This is a genomic window from Sphingobacterium multivorum (genome assembly GCF_039511225.1).
Classification (GTDB): domain Bacteria; phylum Bacteroidota; class Bacteroidia; order Sphingobacteriales; family Sphingobacteriaceae; genus Sphingobacterium.
This window is the reverse complement of the sequence record NZ_CP154261.1, coordinates 291,610-309,999: the sequence shown is the minus strand read 5'-3', so window position 1 is coordinate 309,999 and position 18,390 is coordinate 291,610. Positions and strand designations below refer to the sequence as shown.

Below are 18,390 nucleotides of genomic sequence, written 5' to 3'. Positions count from 1 at the left end.
GTCTTTGAACTTAGAATTGTACACTTACACCCAATGAATAGGTTCTTCTACTTGGATAACCGTTTGAACCATCACGCCCTACACCTGTTACCAGTTCTGGATCTGGTCCAGAGTAGTTACTAAATGTATACACATTATTTGCTGTCAGGTTGATGCGGGCAGATGACACCCCAAAGCGACGTGCCCATCTTCTGTCAAAATTGTAACCCACAGTGACCGAATTAATTTTCACGTAAGAGCCATCCTCCATAAACATGGTTGAATTGTAACGGTATGGATTATACAATGATAAACGTGTAAAGTCTGAAACATTTGGATAATCCGCATTGTCACCCAACTGACGCCATACATTATAAGCATCCAAAGGAACATAAGCACCTGGTGCTCCAGCGCCGTAGTTCTGTCCACTTGGATCCGAATAGTTCCGGAAGCGATCGGTCAAAGCTGTATTTAAGATATCACGATCGATGGTATAGGATAATTGCGTCCGCAAAGACCAGTTTTTATAACGTGTATAGAGGTACAAACCACCTGTGATTGCTGGCTGCGAATTGCCAACATAGACCAAATCATTTTCATCGAGCACATAGTCACCATTTAGATCTGTAAAAATAGGATCTCCAGCACGAAAAAATTTACCTTCGTTCATTTGGCCTCCTGCTCGGTAACGCAGTCCCGTTAATGGATTTACAGGTACTTGATCGTCCGCTTTATAAACGCCTTTATAATCATATAAGACAAAAGTAAATGCATTACGACCCAAACGATAGAATTGAGGGAGGTCATACCCTGATCCATCTGCTTGCACCAATTGACGTGCTCCATCTGGCAGCGAAGTAACATAATCTCTGTTTATCGCAAATGTTGCGTTCGCATTCAATTCCCAATCCGAACTTGCTAATTTTGGTCGATACTGAATACTTAATTCATGTCCTCTATTCACCATGGCTGTCTCGTTGGTCAGCACGTCAGAAAATGCGTTGTGATTCGCAATTGGCTTCTTGCGTAAAATTTTATCCGATTGCTTGTAATAAGTTTCGTAAGTCACATAGAGTGAGCTATTAAAAAAACCTAGCTCAGCAGCCATAGACCATTGGGTAGTCGATTGTGGAACTAGTCCAGGGTTTGGTGCAATGGCCAAATCCAATGAAGTTGTTGGTCTATTGTTATACCGACCATCGTCAATCTTATACCAACCGTAGATATCCGACAAAGTTCCCGATGGTGAAATTGTCCGTCCGACCGATCCTCTCAAGAAACCTGTATCCCACCAGCTCACATTTTCCATAAATTTCTCTTTCTTGAAATTCCAACGCAAACCCGCCGAAGGATTTTTGGTCCAAGGTGTTGCACCACCAGTCAACGAGCTACCATCAATACGATAAGTCAAATCAAGAATATACTTTGAATCGTAATTATAGGAGAAGCTTCCCGCATAAGCCACTGATCTAAAATTATTCAATGAGTTTAACAAACCTCCAAGTGTATTTCGTGTATTGTAACTGATTCCCGTTTGAAATTGATCATTGGCCGTTCCACGAATTTTCGATAGGTCTTCGGAGGACGCGGATATTTCCATTTCCGTAAATCCATAGACACTAAAAAGATGTTTTTCTTTAATTGCTTTCACATAGGACAATTGATTCCGGTTATAGACTTTACTTTTGTTGCTATAATAACTATATACTTCTGAAGAGTTGCCCAAAAGCACCTCTGGTGTATAACGATCTTTTGTCGCAGTGGTATAATTATAGTTTAAGGTAACGGATGCGCGCACATCTTTAATAGGGACATACTGCAATTCTAGCTGCCCAACGTAATTTCCAGTTTTATTCTGATCATCTACACCCAATGCGGATAGCGCCCCCATACTTCCAGAAAATAGCGAAGGCGATGGATACAGCGAGGTTGTATTGACCGATTTACCTACTCCGGTTTGCATTAAGGCATTTCCTGAACCCATCTTATTTTGCGCCACATTGACATTGATATTGGTCATCATTCTGAAACGATCACTCGGCTCATATTGCATATTGGAGGTCATTGTGTATCTTTTAAAACCCGTATTCGCGATGATACCATTTTCATCGTAATAGTTCATATTGGCTTTGTAATTGAATGTACGTTCTCCTCCGGAAATACCAATATTATGTGTCTGGTTCATGGTATTGCGATAGAAATAAGACTGCCAATCGGTTGAATTATTATAATAGGGATTCAGGGAATCGGCCAGTATTGGAGAATCGTTGATACGACGTAGCGCGGCAGCCAATGTGGTATCATTCATCAAAATTTGTTCTAAACGAACCATACGTTCTCCCTTACCACCAATTACGCGACGCAATTGCGGCACTGCCGACAAGAAAAACTGACCTTGATAGTTTACGATAGGCACTTTTGAATTACCGCGTTTGGTACGTACCTGAATAACACCATAAGCACCACGCGATCCATACATCGCTGTTGCCTGTGCATCTTTCATGACGGTAATATCTTCGATATCCTCAGGTGGAATCATGGAAATTGGCGATACACCAGGGCCTGCAGTCTCAAATCCATATTCATAGCCCGAATTGTCATCGATAGGAACACCATCAATAACGAATAATGGCGAGGTCGGTGTCACAAAGGTATTATCACCGCTACCCGAAACATTGAAATTGGACATCCCCCGTACGGCCATTGTTCCGCGCATACCTGGGCTACCTGTATTGTTCTGAATATTTAAACCCGCAACCTTACCTTGTAAAAGGTCAACAAAGTTACCAGAGGGAATATCCTGTATTTCCTTACCGGAAATTGTTACCACGGATCCCGTCAAGGTTTCTCTTTTACGTTGCTGGTACCCGACAACAACAGTCTCTTCGAGCTCCTGAGCGGTCATTTCCAAAGTTACATTGTATTCTTTTTTCCCAGCAACAATCGTATATTTCTCTGTACGATAGCCCTGATAAGAAAATACCATAACCCCAGTGTTTGGGATTGAAATTACAAATCGCCCATCTTCGCCGGTTTTCCCTAAATCTCTTTTTGGGTTCTCCAGACGTATGGATACGCCGCCGAGCGCCCTATTATCGTTTCCTTTCACGACACCCTTGATCATGGTTTGTGCCCAAGCCTCCCCTACAAACAAGGTGCAAATGAAAGTAAATAGTATGCAAATTTGTTTCATAATTTTTAAGCTAATTAGTCCGTCCATCATCATTCAAATTTTGGTGTTTCATTGGTGAAGCGAAACTGTATCTCCCAATCCCCCTCCTCGTAGATCGCAAATGGCATCTCGATCCCGCAATCTTCAAGAAAACCAAACTGCCCTTTCCGACGGAATTTGAAATTCATTATGGCATAGGTGCCATCGCTTGAAGAGTAGTCGGTTTTAATCGATGCCAGTGGAATAGGATAAGCTACGTCATAAATCACCTTTCCATTTTCAAATCTATGGTTGAAACCATGCACTAATTTATCCCATTCTGTCGCTGCAAATTTCTTCACATCAATTGGGCGATTCAACGAATCCAAGAAACTGATGGTCAATGTTTTACTTCCCGCACCTTTGCTTTCCAATTTATTGAAATACACATTGATTAGACCTGGATAAATAAATTGATTCGTCCGTTCACCATACAAATTGTTGGTTCTGCTTGGGTGCGTATACGGTAAAGGTGATAAACCGGTAACCGGATCCATAATACTTGGTTCAAAAGCACGCTCACGATAAGGCTTCAATTTGAAATTTCGCAAATATCTGCGTCCACCAGTGTTGCTGATCTCAATATCAAACACGTAACCAGAATCTGGCTGTGCTTTGACAAAATTCGAGTTAACAGCTTGGCCCCAGAAGTTTATATTTCCCGATTTCTCCAAAATCTCAAGCACTGGACGATATTCAACCTTACGTTTGCTTTCAATTTCCGCAATAGATTTTTCCTCTCCACTATAAGCCTTTGTCCAGATTTTCACCGGAAATTTATCTTCAAAAAGTGTTGAAGGCTGTCCATCGATATCACGCACATTTACAATTTTAAAATTGAGGGGTTGTGATGTATTCTGACCAATATTGACAATATTATTGTAGAAGGTATTTCTTCCTAACAATGGCATAAATTCATTGGTGCTATACACCACGTCAGTACCGAGTGAGTCTTGGTCATCCGGAATATACTTATTACATGAGGCTAGCATGAAAAGTCCCATCCCGAGCACCAATAACTGTTTTGCCGATTTAAATATTTTCTTTTCCATGCTATTTGTTTAATAATTTAGCGAGTTTACTAAATCCGAAATTATGACTTGGCGCGAGTACATGTAACATCCCATTTTGTGTACGGATATTCACCACAGATGTTGCGCTTTCCTGCCAGTAGCGCTGAAAAATAGACTTATTCATATCGCTCAATATGATCTGTTGTTGACCGCCGCCTATAATTCCCGAAGCAGATGTCACTTTATATTTTAAGGTCATATTATAATCGTCAATGGCTTTAATCACTTTCCCTTCAACAAAATCACGTAGGTAAGGCGTATCATATTCACCATCAAAGGCATAATGATAGGTCAAGGAATCAAGGATCAATTGTGGAATATCTTCGAGATAAAGTGGAGATCTGTTTCCCACTTTACGTACGCCGTTCATGGCGTCCAAAGCATTGGTAAAACTGCTGTTCGTCATTGCAAAAAATGTCGTTTTTGCATTCGCATCTTTCAACTTAGCACGTACCGAAGGGACACGATCCAAGACTAACAACAAGGAGTCATACGTACTACCCTGTGATTCCAAAAATTCCAAGGAGGTTCCGTTAAATTCGGTATACTTAACCTGAAAATCTTCATAATAGGTATTCCCTTTTTTACAACTAGCAATACCTAGGAATAGTACGATTAGCGATAAGCCTAAAAAAATATGTTTGTTTTTCATGATTATCTATTCTATTATTTCCAATATGAATTCTGCACCAGTTTAGAGTTTCTCTCGAGTACATCCGAGGAGATAGGCCAATAGATTCCTCCTTTTTGGATCAAATCATTCATGACGGGATTGTTTTTCTTAATTTTTGCCAGACGTATTTGATCGTACCATCGCCAGCCTTCCCCCATCAATTCGCGTCTTCTCTCCAAAAAGATCTCTTCCAATAAATCTTTCGGTGAGTTACTGATATATGGTTTTAGACCGCGACGCTCCTTAATCACATTGAGGTATTTAATGGCATCATCACGTTGGTTGAGAACCGCTTTGGCCTCCGCTTGCAGTAAATAGATTTCTTCAAGGCGCGTAAAAACCAAGTTCGATCCAAAAATGGAAAAATCAGAATCACCATTACCATTACGGATGACCTTGATTTTACTAAAAATTGGAATATCGCCGTTGTAATTGGTAAAGTAGTTGGTCCGTACCAATCCCGATATAGAGTCAATACCGAAACGTGTATCGTTGACATCATCAAACAATTTATTGATGGTATCCCGACTGACATAGATATCCGGTTTGGCTTTGGTAACAATTGGATAACCTAAAGTCAATGATTCAATATGACCTGTATTCGTCGCTTCGCCCAATTCGTAGGAAGAGCGAATCGCTAAAATCTGTGCTCGGGTACTCGGCCCGAATAGACCATCGCTTGGATTCACCAATGCAGGCGTCGTCATCAGCTCAAGATTCGCCTGTGAGTAATTATCGATAACAAATCGAGAATATACCTCCGCATTGATGTATTTTCCTTGCCAAGCGGCTACATGTGCCAACAGGGAATAAGCTGTAATTTTATTGACCAATACACCTACCCAAGTACCATAGTTCTCCCCATAATAACTTTGTGTCCCTACAGCATACCGATAAGGTAAATCCTGCGCCGCTGCCAATAGTTCGGTTTCTGCAAAAGCTAAAACAGTTGCTTCGGTTGATCGCGCAAGCTCCACAAAAGAACCGTTATCATAAGAATCTTTTAACAAAGGAACATCGCCCCAGATACGAACCATATAGAAATACATCAGGGCACGGATTGTACGTGCCTGCGCAACATCATATTTCATATCGCGCTCTGTATATCGCTTATCTTTGGCCATCACTTCGGGGGCCCGTTCGATAAAAAGTGATGCTGCATTGATGACCGCATAAAATCTACGCCAGTCTGTGAGATCTTTAAGTAAAGGATAAGCTGATCTCAGTTTATTTTCTTGGACGGCACGCAGATCAGCGCGGGAATACGGTGTAAAGTCACCGTAGCGCATCTCTCCATACACCCAATGCCCATAATTATCAACCAATGCTGCCCGCATCAGGCCATAAATGCCCATCAAGTGCGCGCGTGTATCAGATATGGACTGCCATTCCAGTTTCTCGGAGCCGAGATTGGATGCAACGATATCCAATTTTTTATTACATGAACTCGTAAAAGCAGTGATGCCCAGTGCCATCAGGAACATGACTGCCCATCGATTATATCTTTTCATACTCTTTCTACTATTAAATTATTACAGATCTAACTTAATACCTAATGAAACCATTGGAGATAATGGCAAGCCATACCCCGTATAATATCCATTAAAATCTATCAGTTCAGGATCCGCACCTGAAAACTTGGAAATCGTCAACAAATTGGTACCTGAAACGTAAACATAGGCTCTACGGATGCTCTTAATCTTGTCTTTTACATTGTTCAATTGAGCAAGATCGTAGCCTAAAGTCAAGGATCTCAACTTCAAGAAAGAAGCATTTTCCAAAAACAGATCTTGATCCACACGGTATGCAACAATCGGACTCCAAGGGTTATAAATCGGGTATTTATTGATATCGACATCTTGTTGCCAGTGGAATACTTCGCGAATCCCATCCAGAGAGTTGGTATTTTCGGTATTGATAAAGTTATACTTATTGGAAGCACGCTGATTTAAGGCTTTCTGCCCGAGCGCAAAATACCATTGCATATTTAGGTCGAAACCTTTGAATTTGAAATAGTTTTGAAATGAACCTGTCAGCTTAGGCATTGCATTTCCTTTCAGGACACGATCTTCGTCATTGATTTTAAAATCTCCGTTTTGATCTTTCCAGATTGGATCTCCCGCTGCAAAATCCACCCCGTCAAACTGCATTTTCTGACCGTTTTGAACTGGGATACTCGCTTCGGTGTCATAAGTTCCCCGGTTTTCGTATAACCAAAACCGATCAATGGCCTCGCCTACTTTTAATAGCCTATTACCAACCTTCAACTGTTGGCGTCCCTCCGGAAGTGCTATCAATTTATTTTGATTGTAATTTAAGTTAAGCGATGTATTCCATTGTAACGCTTCTGGATTGGCAAGTAGTTTTGCAGACAGATTGAAATCCACACCCGTGTTTTTAACACTGAGCCCGTTTACAATTTGTCCAGAATAACCGTATTCAGCGGGAATGGGTGAATTAATCAATTGATTTACATCCTTCTTTTGGTATAAAGAGACGTCAAAATCAATTTTTCTCTCCAATAAAGTTCCGTCAACGGTCAATTCGGCATGGTCTGTATAGGGCCATTTGATATCATAGCCTACCCATCCTTCAGAATAAGGTCTGGATGCAACAGCAAAACCATTATAGGACACCAATGATTTTTCTGATCCCCAATTTAGATCAGCCGTATAATTTGGTCCGATAGCAAACTTACTTGTAAATACCGGTTTCCCAATTCTCGCCCAGGAGGCCTTTACACCCAAATGGCTAAATAAGTTTTCTTCATTTTCGGGAATCAAATGGTATTTCGCTGCGAAAGATGGTGTCATCAACCAACGCGAATCAGGTTGCATTGTTGAAGAACCATCATAACGTAGAACGGCATTTAGATCCAGAAGATTTTTATATTTATAAGCCGCGGCTAAGTACAGGGAATGTAATCGGAAATCTTCGCGGTTACTATAACGATTCACATATAACCCGCCTATTGGTGTCAAATAGCCAGCGTTATTAGGGTCGCCATCTACAACGTTAACCTTGATAAAATCATTTGGTCCATCATAAGCACGCGCATAATTGTAACGATAGAGATCTTGCGTATAAGAAGATCCTAAGGTCAAATCCAATTTATGCTGTTCTTGGAATTCCAAGTTATATTCCAAGCGGTTATTATACACCAAGCGTTGATTAAAACCAAAATAACTCGACATATAGTTATTGGTTTCCATCAATGAACCAGGGAAGAAAGCTTGTCTAGCTCCTTCAGAATAATCAATCCCCAAGGAAGTATTAAATTTTAGATTTTTGAGAAAATAAAGGTCTAATGTGACTAAGGAATTCAAAAAATTGACCGTATTTTTATCTAAGGCAGCTTTATAGATGTCCAGATATTGTGCGTACATTTCCTTGTTTGGCGAAATAGGCACGGAAAGGTCAGGAACATAAGATGCTTCGCCGAATCGATCACGGAGACTACGATTCCGATCTCTCAAGCTGCGGCTTGCATTGATGGTGGCACCAAAATTCAACCATTTAAAGGGTGCCATATTGACGTTAAACAAGGCATTATACCGCTCGATATTTGTTTTGTCGGCTGAGCTTGCGTTCTTGGTATACCCCCCTACAAACGAAAAATTTGCGCGATCATTGCCCCCACGAATACCTATGCTTCCACCATAAATAGGTGTATTTTTATAATACTCTTCATTCCAGTTTGCTGGTCCATAATAATTTACGTTCGTCGAATCACTCAGATAACCAGGATAGTTCAAACGATCCGTGACCGATCCATATTTATTATAGAATATTGATCGGAACATGTTTTCATATTGCGCATTTACAGGTGTTACTACCGGTTTTGTTGCTAGGCCAACATAGGTATCAATAGAAATTTGGCGCGCGCCCTCCCGGCCTGGTTTGGTAAGAATCCAAATAGCACCGTTGGCAGCTAATGGTCCCAATTTTGCTAATTTAACAGGATCTTTTATTACCTCAATGGACTCTACTGTTGAGAGGTCTACACCAGCAAAGTTGTCTGTTCCTGGACCAATACGATTAAATTGATACTGTTGAATTGAATACGCAAAGTTGTTGTCTCTCGCAATGGGTATCCCATTTACAAATACCGCTGGTTGTACATTAACCGCATCTTTGATTTCGAACAATGGCGATCCTAAGCCCCGAAGCACCATATTCTTTGGCGTTCCTGGTTCACCTGTCGCTTCTTGTACGTAGAGACCGGCAATTTGCCCCTTCAAAACCTCCGGAATACTGACGAGAGGCAGTGTTTCAACGTTTCTTAAATTGAGACTGTCTTTGACACCCTGCTTTTGTAACAAGGTAGCCAATCGTCCTTTAAGCAATCGCTTGTCAACCTCATTGATTTCAGAAGTATCTTGTTTTGAAGTCCAAAAGTTAAGGTTGTTAGCCTTTACATTTGGAAACATAGGGACAAGAAATAAAAAACAAAATAGTCTTTTCATTCGATTTTATGTCTTTAGGCATTAAAAAAAATTGGTATTATTCGGCTAGCAAATAAATTAAGTTTCGGCATTAATTAGGTTGGACTTTATGTCCTGTAAATAATTGATAGTATATAACAATGATATAATAATATTTCTAAAGTCATACATAATAGCTGGAACGAAATCGATTGCGCAATTGAAGCAAACGTTTGCATAAATTATTCTCCATTGTCTATATAGCTGGCAGTTTTATAATTTTATGAAAGAAGTAAACGAAGTCATTCTATTTTATTAACAATCCAACATATTTTAATGCATTCATTTTTTGACTGTTTTTTGTCACTTAGTGAAGAATTATGTAAGGATCGTCGTGCTATCCCTGCGTATTTTTTGGACAAAAAAAAACTCCGAATTGTTGATCACAATCGGAGTTTTGTCTGACATAAGACCACTATCTAATCTCTTAATGCTGTAAGATCAACCTTAGGTTTGGGCAGGTTCATATTTTTAATTTCCAGACGACAGGCATCAATCATTTCCTGCGTCATGGTATAGGTATACTTTCCATAATCGTCGTATTCCAAGGTACCAACAAAAAAGAATCCGTATTTATCAAAGAAATCCGTCAAATCCAATTTGGCCACTTCGCAGGCTGTTTTAACAAAGTTCAGCTGATGAACGGCAGGATTACGCTCCCCCGTCATGCGATCGGAGCTCCAATCTGAACGCTGTCTTCTTGGTTTATTCATATTCTGCTGACGGAAAGCCTCAAATAGATCGGCATAAAAATCGGGGCGTTTTCCCTCCCCCTCAAAATAGAGCTGTAACTGCCAAAAAGGAATCAAACGATCGAACACATCCGGATCGGACAAATAAGAAATTCGTTTTTCAATAATATTGGTCTTCGCTTTCTCAAAATTGTTCTGCTCTGAAACCCGAGTTTTATTACCAAACGAACGTGTTACATATAAGGAGAAGAGGTTGTTGCTCACTTCCCCCAAACCACCCCAATTAAACATTGGACGTGTCTGGTGTACGTGTCCTACCTCATGACTGAAACCCCAGCAAGGATCCCCTTTAATCACCGATTCCGGCGTTACCACCATCTTCATCGCGTAACCAACTTTATCGCCCATATAGGCAACACCATCACCATCACGAAACATATAATAATTATAGTTCACCCGCGCTAGAATACGATTTTTAGGTACTTTATTATACTTCTCCAGTCCCATTAAGCGATGTTGCCTATACACCAGCGAATCGTAATTACGAATTAGCTCGACGCCTTTTCCATAAGCATACTGTTTCAATGCCTCGATTGGATAAGCGGTCTGAATATGCTCGCCTTTTGCATCCATAATGGGGAATACAGCATGATCGACCAGACTATTCCACTCCTTATTTCCCTGCTTTTTAAGATCAAAGTAACCGTTTACCTGCCCTGTCGGGAAATGAACTGTAATCGGGTTTTCCTTTTCAGGTTCGTCGGAGAAATAGTCGATATAGGCTAAACTTCCGTAATCATCAAGCTGTATAATATTCACGCCATTCTGTAATCTGAATTCCTGTTTTTCCAGTCCCCAACCTTTTGGATCCTTTGTAGGCTCTTGCGGATTAGGGGCTTTTCGCAACCAGTTGGGTACAACAAGATTTACCTCTTTACCTGCTGCAATACCGTCCACGATAACAATATGTTTTCCTTTGGGAAGATACACACCGGTCATATTTTCATATTTACTATAACCGTCCCCAATACTTAATTGATGCCCTAATGTTGTCGGATTCAACAAGGCATAATAGGTTGCATACTTATACTCCTTATTATAGTTGCCATTAAGTATAGACTGCGCGACCCGGCGCAGGGTAGTATCAGCAATCTGATTGAGTTGCTTTTTCTTAATCCCCTTTTTTAGTTTTAACGCTAAAGGATCTTCAAATACAGCAAGATCGGCATAGGTTTGTTTAAAATCCTGAGCGGTTTGAGCTTTTAGATTGGCACTCGCCAGAAGCCCCAGCCCAAGTAATACGATTAGTTTCTTTCTCATAATTACTATAATTAGATTACGACATAGTATAATTAACATATCTAAAGCCGTAATAAATAGGAGACAAAAAAGGTTGAATACCTAAGTATCCAACCTTTCATTTTAAAGTTAATTATATACTCTCCTCGTGACCTGCGGCACGATCACATCAATTTGAAAATTTCCGCTCTCAAATGTCTGAAAAGAAAACCTCGCATTACAGGTATATGTATTATCTAGGATTCCCAATGCATCGTCAAAATGTACAAATTTGGTAGGGATACGATAATAATAATTGAACCCATTCCCTAAGGAGACCAAAGGGAATGGCACTACCCCGTATGTAAATTCGATACGATCATCATACAATACAGTGCCGACAGCATAATCCTGCATGGTCTGCAGGTACCCTCCTGCAGTCCCACTCTGTGGCCGACGAGTAATTTCTCCTTTTTTTGGATTGAAGACCGCTCCATTTTTATCCAAAAAACGTACTGTAATTTTATTGCCTTGTTTTGATAATTGCGTTACCTTAATATGGCTAGCATTACTGGGAATCGATTTTGATTTTGTTTCATCACCCACCATAATCGCAGAGGTAGAACGTACTGCTGGAACTTCAAAGGCCAACGCAGGGACAATTTTAAATTCTGCAATTCCAGGAAAAGACTTTGTGCCAGCAACGTTATTAACGTCCACATCGAACTTATACAACCCGAGAGGAAGATGCACAGTATTGTAATTTGCTTCTAGTTGTCCTGAAACGGAATTTAAGGTGATCGGATAAACCATAGAGTCCACCTGCTTTGCATCAATCAAAGCCTGTGTGGTATCCGTCTTAGGATCATATGGTTTTTTCCAAACTCGCTGCTGGTATTTTGTCAGAAAAAGACTAGTCACATCTTCGCCAGTTTCACTTTTATAAATCTTGATCAATTTAATTGTAATCGGCTTGGTAGAGCCTGCTGGATTAATTGCATCTGTCACAACTGGTCTTCCCTGCTTTATTTCCATCGGCTGCTGCTCATAACGGATAATGTCACTTAAATTGCCATCGGGAATTTTTTTACAACCTAAAATAGTCCCCAGGCTTCCAATCATTAAAAAATATAGGATCTTTTTCATAACTTTTATCGATAAAAGAATAAGATATGGCTATTGTTCAATACGTGAACAACGCCCGTTGTCGTTTGTGCATTTGAGGTTTGCACACGTGTCCTAACTCCAATAGGGAGCGCGATGTCTGACGCTGGCACATTATTATCTAGTGCCTGGAATAAATAGGAGAAGTATACTATTCGAGGTCGTACCGACGAAGCTTCATTATATCCTAAATTAGTGTCGTCTGTCGGTTCATATGAAACAACTACATCCTTACCTTTTGCATTTTTATATTTTGTACCATTTTCTGTCAACAGATCATTTTGCAACGTTTGATTCACAATATACATATCGATAGAATCTGCAAAACGCGGCAATTCATATTTAATCATAGAATCAACAGTCCATTTCTTTTCTGGATCAATACGTTGCATCGCAATAGATCTCGCCTGAACATAATTGTAAATATCATAATCTGTAGGAGCAAAAAAGGTAATACCTTGTTTGTTAATTTTATCTTTTACCCCAGCTTTATCTATCAACATGATCACCGTATCGAACACGCCGTCTTTATTACTTTTTAGCCAGTCATATGTAGTCATATTTATTTTAGGATTATGCAAATCCCCACCAACAAAATATCCATCCTTTTTACAGGAATACATCATCGTCCCCAGGACAACTACCGTCAGTATTATATATATAAGTCTTTTCATTATGTTGTTCATTAATGATTTTTCCACCATGGGTTTTGTGTTAATTTCTCATTTTGTGGTAACAGATCACGCATGTTTAGCGGCCAATAATACCCTTGGTTAGCTATACGGTCTGCTGTGTAGTAACCCGAATATTCACTCAATTTACCTAAAAGCCCCATACGAATTAAGTCAAATTGCGTAGCTCCTTCACCAATTAATTCCCGTCGACGCTCATTGAAAATCTCTTCAAACAACTTTTCTCCACTCAAACTGATGTCCGAAAGTCCGGCACGTTTTCTAATCTTATTGAGATCTCCCAACGCCAGATTCTCCTGCCCAGTCTTAGCATAGGCTTCGGCACGTAATAAATAAATGTCAGCCAAACGCAGTAATACCAAATTATTACTCACCGCATAATCTGAAGTATTATTATTATAATACTTCACAACATCATATTTTTGCAACAACCACACATTGGCAGAAACTTTTCTAAAAACAGCTGTCGGCCTTTGATCAGTTGAAGCTGGATCTTGTACTTTAAAGGACTCATTCAACAGATCGACATCTATTGGCCATGCAGAAGATAAGCTTTTGCTTTTTATCGTCGGGTCAGCAAGAAAGGCATTAAAGAAATCTTTAGTGAATTCATTTCCACTGTCTGAATAGGTCATTGGGAGTTCAAAAATCGTCTCTTCTGAATCTCCAGCCCAAATACTCTTATAATCTTTAATATCAACCAAATCAAAATCACCTTTGATCACTTCGGTTGCCATTTTTTCAGCATTTACATAATCATGGCGCCAAGCGTAGACATGTGCTAACAGTGCTTGTGCAGCTGCCTTAGACGCAAATCTTTTTGTAATCCCTTCATCCAGATTATCGACGGCATATTTTAGATCTTCCGTACAAAAATCCAATGTCTCCTTTTCAGGGCTTCGCGCCATATCAGGAATATTCTGCGGATCGGTAAAGACATTTTTAGTCAATAATACATCGCCCCAAACACGCTGCATATAGAAAAACGTATAGGCACGCAAAAAACGAGCTTCAGCAATAGCTTTTGTTTTTTCAGCTTCACCTCCTTCAAATAGGTTATTATCCATTGCTTCTGTATGTTCGACAATCAGATTACATTGGTTAATTATTTTATAAAATCGTGTCCAATTCCACAATGATCCTTCCAAATAGGGGGCATAGCTAAACTTAAATCCTCCCGCCTTAATCAGACTGGTATAATTCCAGTAATCACCACCAACCTGAAAATTTCCGGCAGCTAAATCTCCAAAAATAAAAAACGACCGACTATTGCGAAGTGCATCACGTAGCAACGAATAAGCGCCTAATTTTGCGCGATCAACATTACTGCCGTCTTTCCAAAAAACATCATCGTATGTACTATTTTGGGGTTCCAAGTTAAGATATTTCGAACAGGATGTTCCAAGCATCAAAATGCTTGCTATCCCGATATATTTTCCAATTGTTTTTAATTTCATCTTCTTTCCTATTAAAAATTAACTTCTAGACCAATTGTATATTTCTTTGGTAAAGGATAAGCACCGCCACTGTATTCCCCTTGAGGAGAAACCAACTCCGCATCAGGTACATGTGATTTTTGGAAGGTATGGACGTTATCAAGCATCGCATAAAAACGGATCAATCGCGCTCCAATTTTTAAGCGATCAACGATTGCTCGCGGAACAAGATATCCCAGCGTAATAGTCTTAATTTTGAAATAGCTTCCATTTTCATTAAACATCGTGCTGAATGGCAGAAATTGGTAAAAATAGCCACCAAATGGAGCAATTGATGGAAAACCAGCTTGATAATTCGGATCTTTGGCTTTTTCTGGCGTCCAGTAATCAATCCCTTCCAAATCCGGCAAACGATTATTTGTGAAATTATAAATATTAGAACCGATTGAATTGAATTGATTACTTTTCAACGTATTGATAATATCACGGCCAATAGTAAATGTATTTAGAATACTGAAAGAAAAGTTTTTATAAGTAAACTCGTTATACAAGCCTCCAGTAAATTTTGGGTTAGGATTACCTGTTGGAACCAAATCACCATCTGCAGCTCCCTTATCTTCATCGCTCCATACATCCCAATCATTATTGACATCTAGCCAATTTGGATAACCTGGTTTTACAGGATTATTTCCTTTAAAATAGGTCAATGGTCTTCCAGTAATTGGATTTCCAGGAATTTGATCTTGATGACTATACACGCCTTGATAAATCATTTGAGCCCACTGATAAATTGGACTGCCCACGCGATACAAGAGTTGCTCGTTCCAACCTCTAGAATCAGCATAGAAACTACGGTTACCATAAGGCAAAGCCCCAATTCTATTTCTGTTATAAGTGACATTTAAATTGGTGTTCCATTGCAAGGCACTCGTCTTGGATAAATTACGGGTCGCGATCGTCAAATCAAATCCTTCATTATAAATCGTCATGGGAACGTTATAGGAAAGATTTGTATATCCGGTGTAATACGGAAATGGAAATGACATAATCGGATCTTTTGTAATCTTCCGATACGTATCAAAAGTTATATTCAACCTGTTATTGAATGTAAACAAATCAAAACCAATATTTGTCTGTTCGGATTTATTCCAAGTCAAGTTTGTTAATGTCAATGGCTTTCTAAAAGAAGGGACTGCAAATGTCGTTCCGTCATAGGCATTGGAAGAAAGTTCCCATACGTTGTAAGGTGCGTAGAAATCGGATGGCAATACGCCCGATTTACCCCAGCTTCCACGTAATTTAAACAAGTCCACCCACTTGAATTTACTCATGAAAGCTTCATCTGAGACAACCCAAGCTCCAGAGAGCGCTGGAAAATATCCCCATTTAGTATCCTTTCCGAAACGTGAAGAAGCATCCGCACGCCATGAAGCATTAAAAATATACTTTGATTTATAGTCATATGAAAACTGACCCATGTAAGATAACAAACCAGCTTCTTTAAAATCCGTACTACCACGAAGGTCTCTCGCTGCCACCCCCTGAATCACCTTAATATCATCCGTTGGAATATTGTAGCCCAATAAATAAGCAGACTTTTGTTTGTCATATTGAAAAGACTGCATTGCTGTAATTGCAATACTATGTTTATCTTGAAATGTACGCGCATAATTCAATACGTTCGCAAGATTGTAAGTGTAGGCATTTCTATTATTAGATTCTGCAAAAGAAACTCCATTATTCAGCTCTTTAGGCTGAAATTGATCCCGAGAATCAAGATTAATCTGTGCAGAAGCCTCTAGTGAATATTGCAATCCCTTGATAATATCTACATAAGTCTTTGAGAACAGATTGATGTTATCAGTTTGGTTGTCGTCTTTCAACTTATCATATTGACCATAGTAGAAATCATAATCTGCTTTGGCCAATCCAACAAAAGAAGACGGCATTTCTCCTTGATTGACCGGCACTACCTCATCAATTCCGCGTCCAAGACCGCGTTTCCTATTGATACGTGCCGTTGAAAACATAAAATCTGAGCGTATAATAGGCGCCAATTTAAAACCAAAGTTCCCTCGTAATGAGTAGCGTTTAAAGCCCGTATTTCGAACCACACCATCTTCATTATAGTATCCTCCGGACAAACGATAGTTTACCCCTTCGTTGCCACCAGAAATACTAGCATCCGCATTATCAATATTTCCAGTGGTATAAAATAGGTCTTGCCAATCTGTTGCATTATTATAGCTGTTATTTAAACTGTCAGTCAATGGTTGGGTAATGCCACCCATTTGCGCCCAACTAGCATATTGGGATATAATACCCATTTTTGCTCTTCTTTCAGCTGCTCCTCCAAGTGTCCTTTGTAATTGTGGCCTTTCTGTTACACCCTTATAATACGAAACACGCACTTGCGGCTTACCCACGTTTCCGGTCTTAGTTTTAATTACAATGACACCATTTGCTCCACGCGAACCCCAAACCGCTGTCGCAGACGCATCTTTTTGTACAACAATACTTTCGATATCATTGATATTGATGCCGGCGATATAATTTGTTCCAGTAGCTGTTGAGCTTGCCAAGTCGGTAATCGACAAAGGCATTCCGTCAATAATGTACAATGGGGAACTCATCGTATTAGCCAAATCGACTTCTGAGTTTAGATCTGGAGATATTGTCGTATTACCACGAATAGTAAAGGTATTCCGAGCTCCCGGCTCCCCTGTAAAGTTTTGGATATTAACCCCCGCGACCCTTCCTTGCAGCAAACTCTCAAAACTCGGCGCAGGAAGATCTTGAATGGTTTTCCCCGAAATAACTTGAACCGCACTGGTCGTTTTCTTAACAGACTGTCTCTGGTACCCGACAACCACAACTTCATCCAAAGATGAAGCATCGCTTTGAAGGATCACAGCTGTAGCCTGTTTTGTTGTCACATGGACCTCCTGTCTTTTAAAGCCGACACCAGAAAAAACCAATGTTACGGGAAGGCTCTTTACAGCCAAAGTGAATGAACCTTGCTGATTTGTCGACGCTTGATTCGCTGTTCCTCGTTCTGTGACGGTCATGCCCGCCAGCGGCTGCCCCTTTGCATCTCGAACAGTCCCTTCCACAGGGATTGTTTGGCCGAAAACATGAAAATAGGACATCACCACGAGAATAATAATAGGTAGAATTCTCTTCATATTAATTTAGTGTTAGTGAAGTGAAGGTAGATCAAAAATCCTGATGTCACAAAAAAGAAGGGACAAATAAATAACTATTAGAATATTAAATTTCAGAATAACACAATCAAACGATTGCGCTACTTTTACGCAATCGTTTGAGTAAATTTCACAAAACGCTGAATTTGTATCAACAGATTAAACTAGGGTTATTCAAACGTCATCTCAAGATGAACGCTGTAAAAATGCTTCACAAATATTAACAAACAGCAAACAATTCTAAGTCACGTCGAAATACCCTATTAGTTAATTAAAACTATTCACTTTACATACTCGGTCATTTTAAAATTTAATCAATACAATCTAAAATTCTACGAACTTTTCGATGACTTAATTAATACAACTAATATAAAACAGAACGTCTATTAGCTAAGAGGTCAAATTAGGTTTTTATCTTCCGTTAGGCGATTTCGTTATCAAAGAAGTATCCACAAGAAAAAGAAAAAGGCTTATTAAACTAAAAATAGCGCCATCCTATCGTAAG

10 protein-coding genes are annotated in these 18,390 nt (G+C 39.7%); all 10 read right to left on the bottom strand.

The features are described 5' to 3' along the window. Positions 1 to 10: 10 nt before the first annotated feature. Positions 11 to 3,172 carry a SusC/RagA family TonB-linked outer membrane protein gene (locus AAH582_RS01220; RefSeq protein ID WP_046673892.1) on the bottom strand — a complete coding sequence of 1,054 codons (3,162 nt, stop codon included), beginning with the start codon at positions 3,170 to 3,172 and terminating at the stop codon, positions 11 to 13. A 29-nt stretch (positions 3,173 to 3,201) separates the two neighbouring features. After that, positions 3,202 to 4,242, bottom strand: coding sequence for a DUF5007 domain-containing protein (locus tag AAH582_RS01215; protein WP_156167631.1), 1,041 nt, complete (start codon positions 4,240 to 4,242; stop codon positions 3,202 to 3,204). Position 4,243: 1 nt separating this feature from the next. Next, a complete protein-coding gene (locus tag AAH582_RS01210; protein WP_053003652.1) occupies positions 4,244 to 4,915 on the bottom strand; it encodes a hypothetical protein in 672 nt (223 codons plus the stop codon). Between the two features lie 14 nt (positions 4,916 to 4,929). Beyond that, positions 4,930 to 6,447, bottom strand: a complete 1,518-nt coding sequence (locus AAH582_RS01205; RefSeq protein WP_046673860.1) for a RagB/SusD family nutrient uptake outer membrane protein — start codon at positions 6,445 to 6,447, stop codon at positions 4,930 to 4,932. A gap of 21 nt (positions 6,448 to 6,468) precedes the next feature. Beyond that, positions 6,469 to 9,402, bottom strand: coding sequence for a SusC/RagA family TonB-linked outer membrane protein (locus AAH582_RS01200; protein ID WP_343321023.1), 2,934 nt, complete (start codon positions 9,400 to 9,402; stop codon positions 6,469 to 6,471). A 437-nt stretch (positions 9,403 to 9,839) separates the two neighbouring features. Next, on the bottom strand, positions 9,840 to 11,432 hold the full coding sequence (locus AAH582_RS01195; protein WP_343321022.1) for a M60 family metallopeptidase: 1,593 nt from the start codon (positions 11,430 to 11,432) through the stop codon (positions 9,840 to 9,842). 108 nt (positions 11,433 to 11,540) lie between these two features. Beyond that, entirely contained in the window at positions 11,541 to 12,536 is a 996-nt protein-coding gene (locus AAH582_RS01190) for a hypothetical protein (RefSeq protein WP_046673857.1), read from the bottom strand. 5 nt (positions 12,537 to 12,541) lie between these two features. Next, complete coding sequence (locus tag AAH582_RS01185; protein WP_197084025.1) at positions 12,542 to 13,228, bottom strand: fasciclin domain-containing protein; 687 nt, start codon at positions 13,226 to 13,228, stop codon at positions 12,542 to 12,544. Positions 13,229 to 13,239: 11 nt separating this feature from the next. Beyond that, positions 13,240 to 14,703 carry a RagB/SusD family nutrient uptake outer membrane protein gene (locus AAH582_RS01180; RefSeq protein WP_046673855.1) on the bottom strand — a complete coding sequence of 488 codons (1,464 nt, stop codon included), beginning with the start codon at positions 14,701 to 14,703 and terminating at the stop codon, positions 13,240 to 13,242. A gap of 11 nt (positions 14,704 to 14,714) precedes the next feature. Next, entirely contained in the window at positions 14,715 to 17,867 is a 3,153-nt protein-coding gene (locus tag AAH582_RS01175; protein ID WP_343321021.1) for a SusC/RagA family TonB-linked outer membrane protein, read from the bottom strand. Positions 17,868 to 18,390 lie beyond the last annotated feature (523 nt).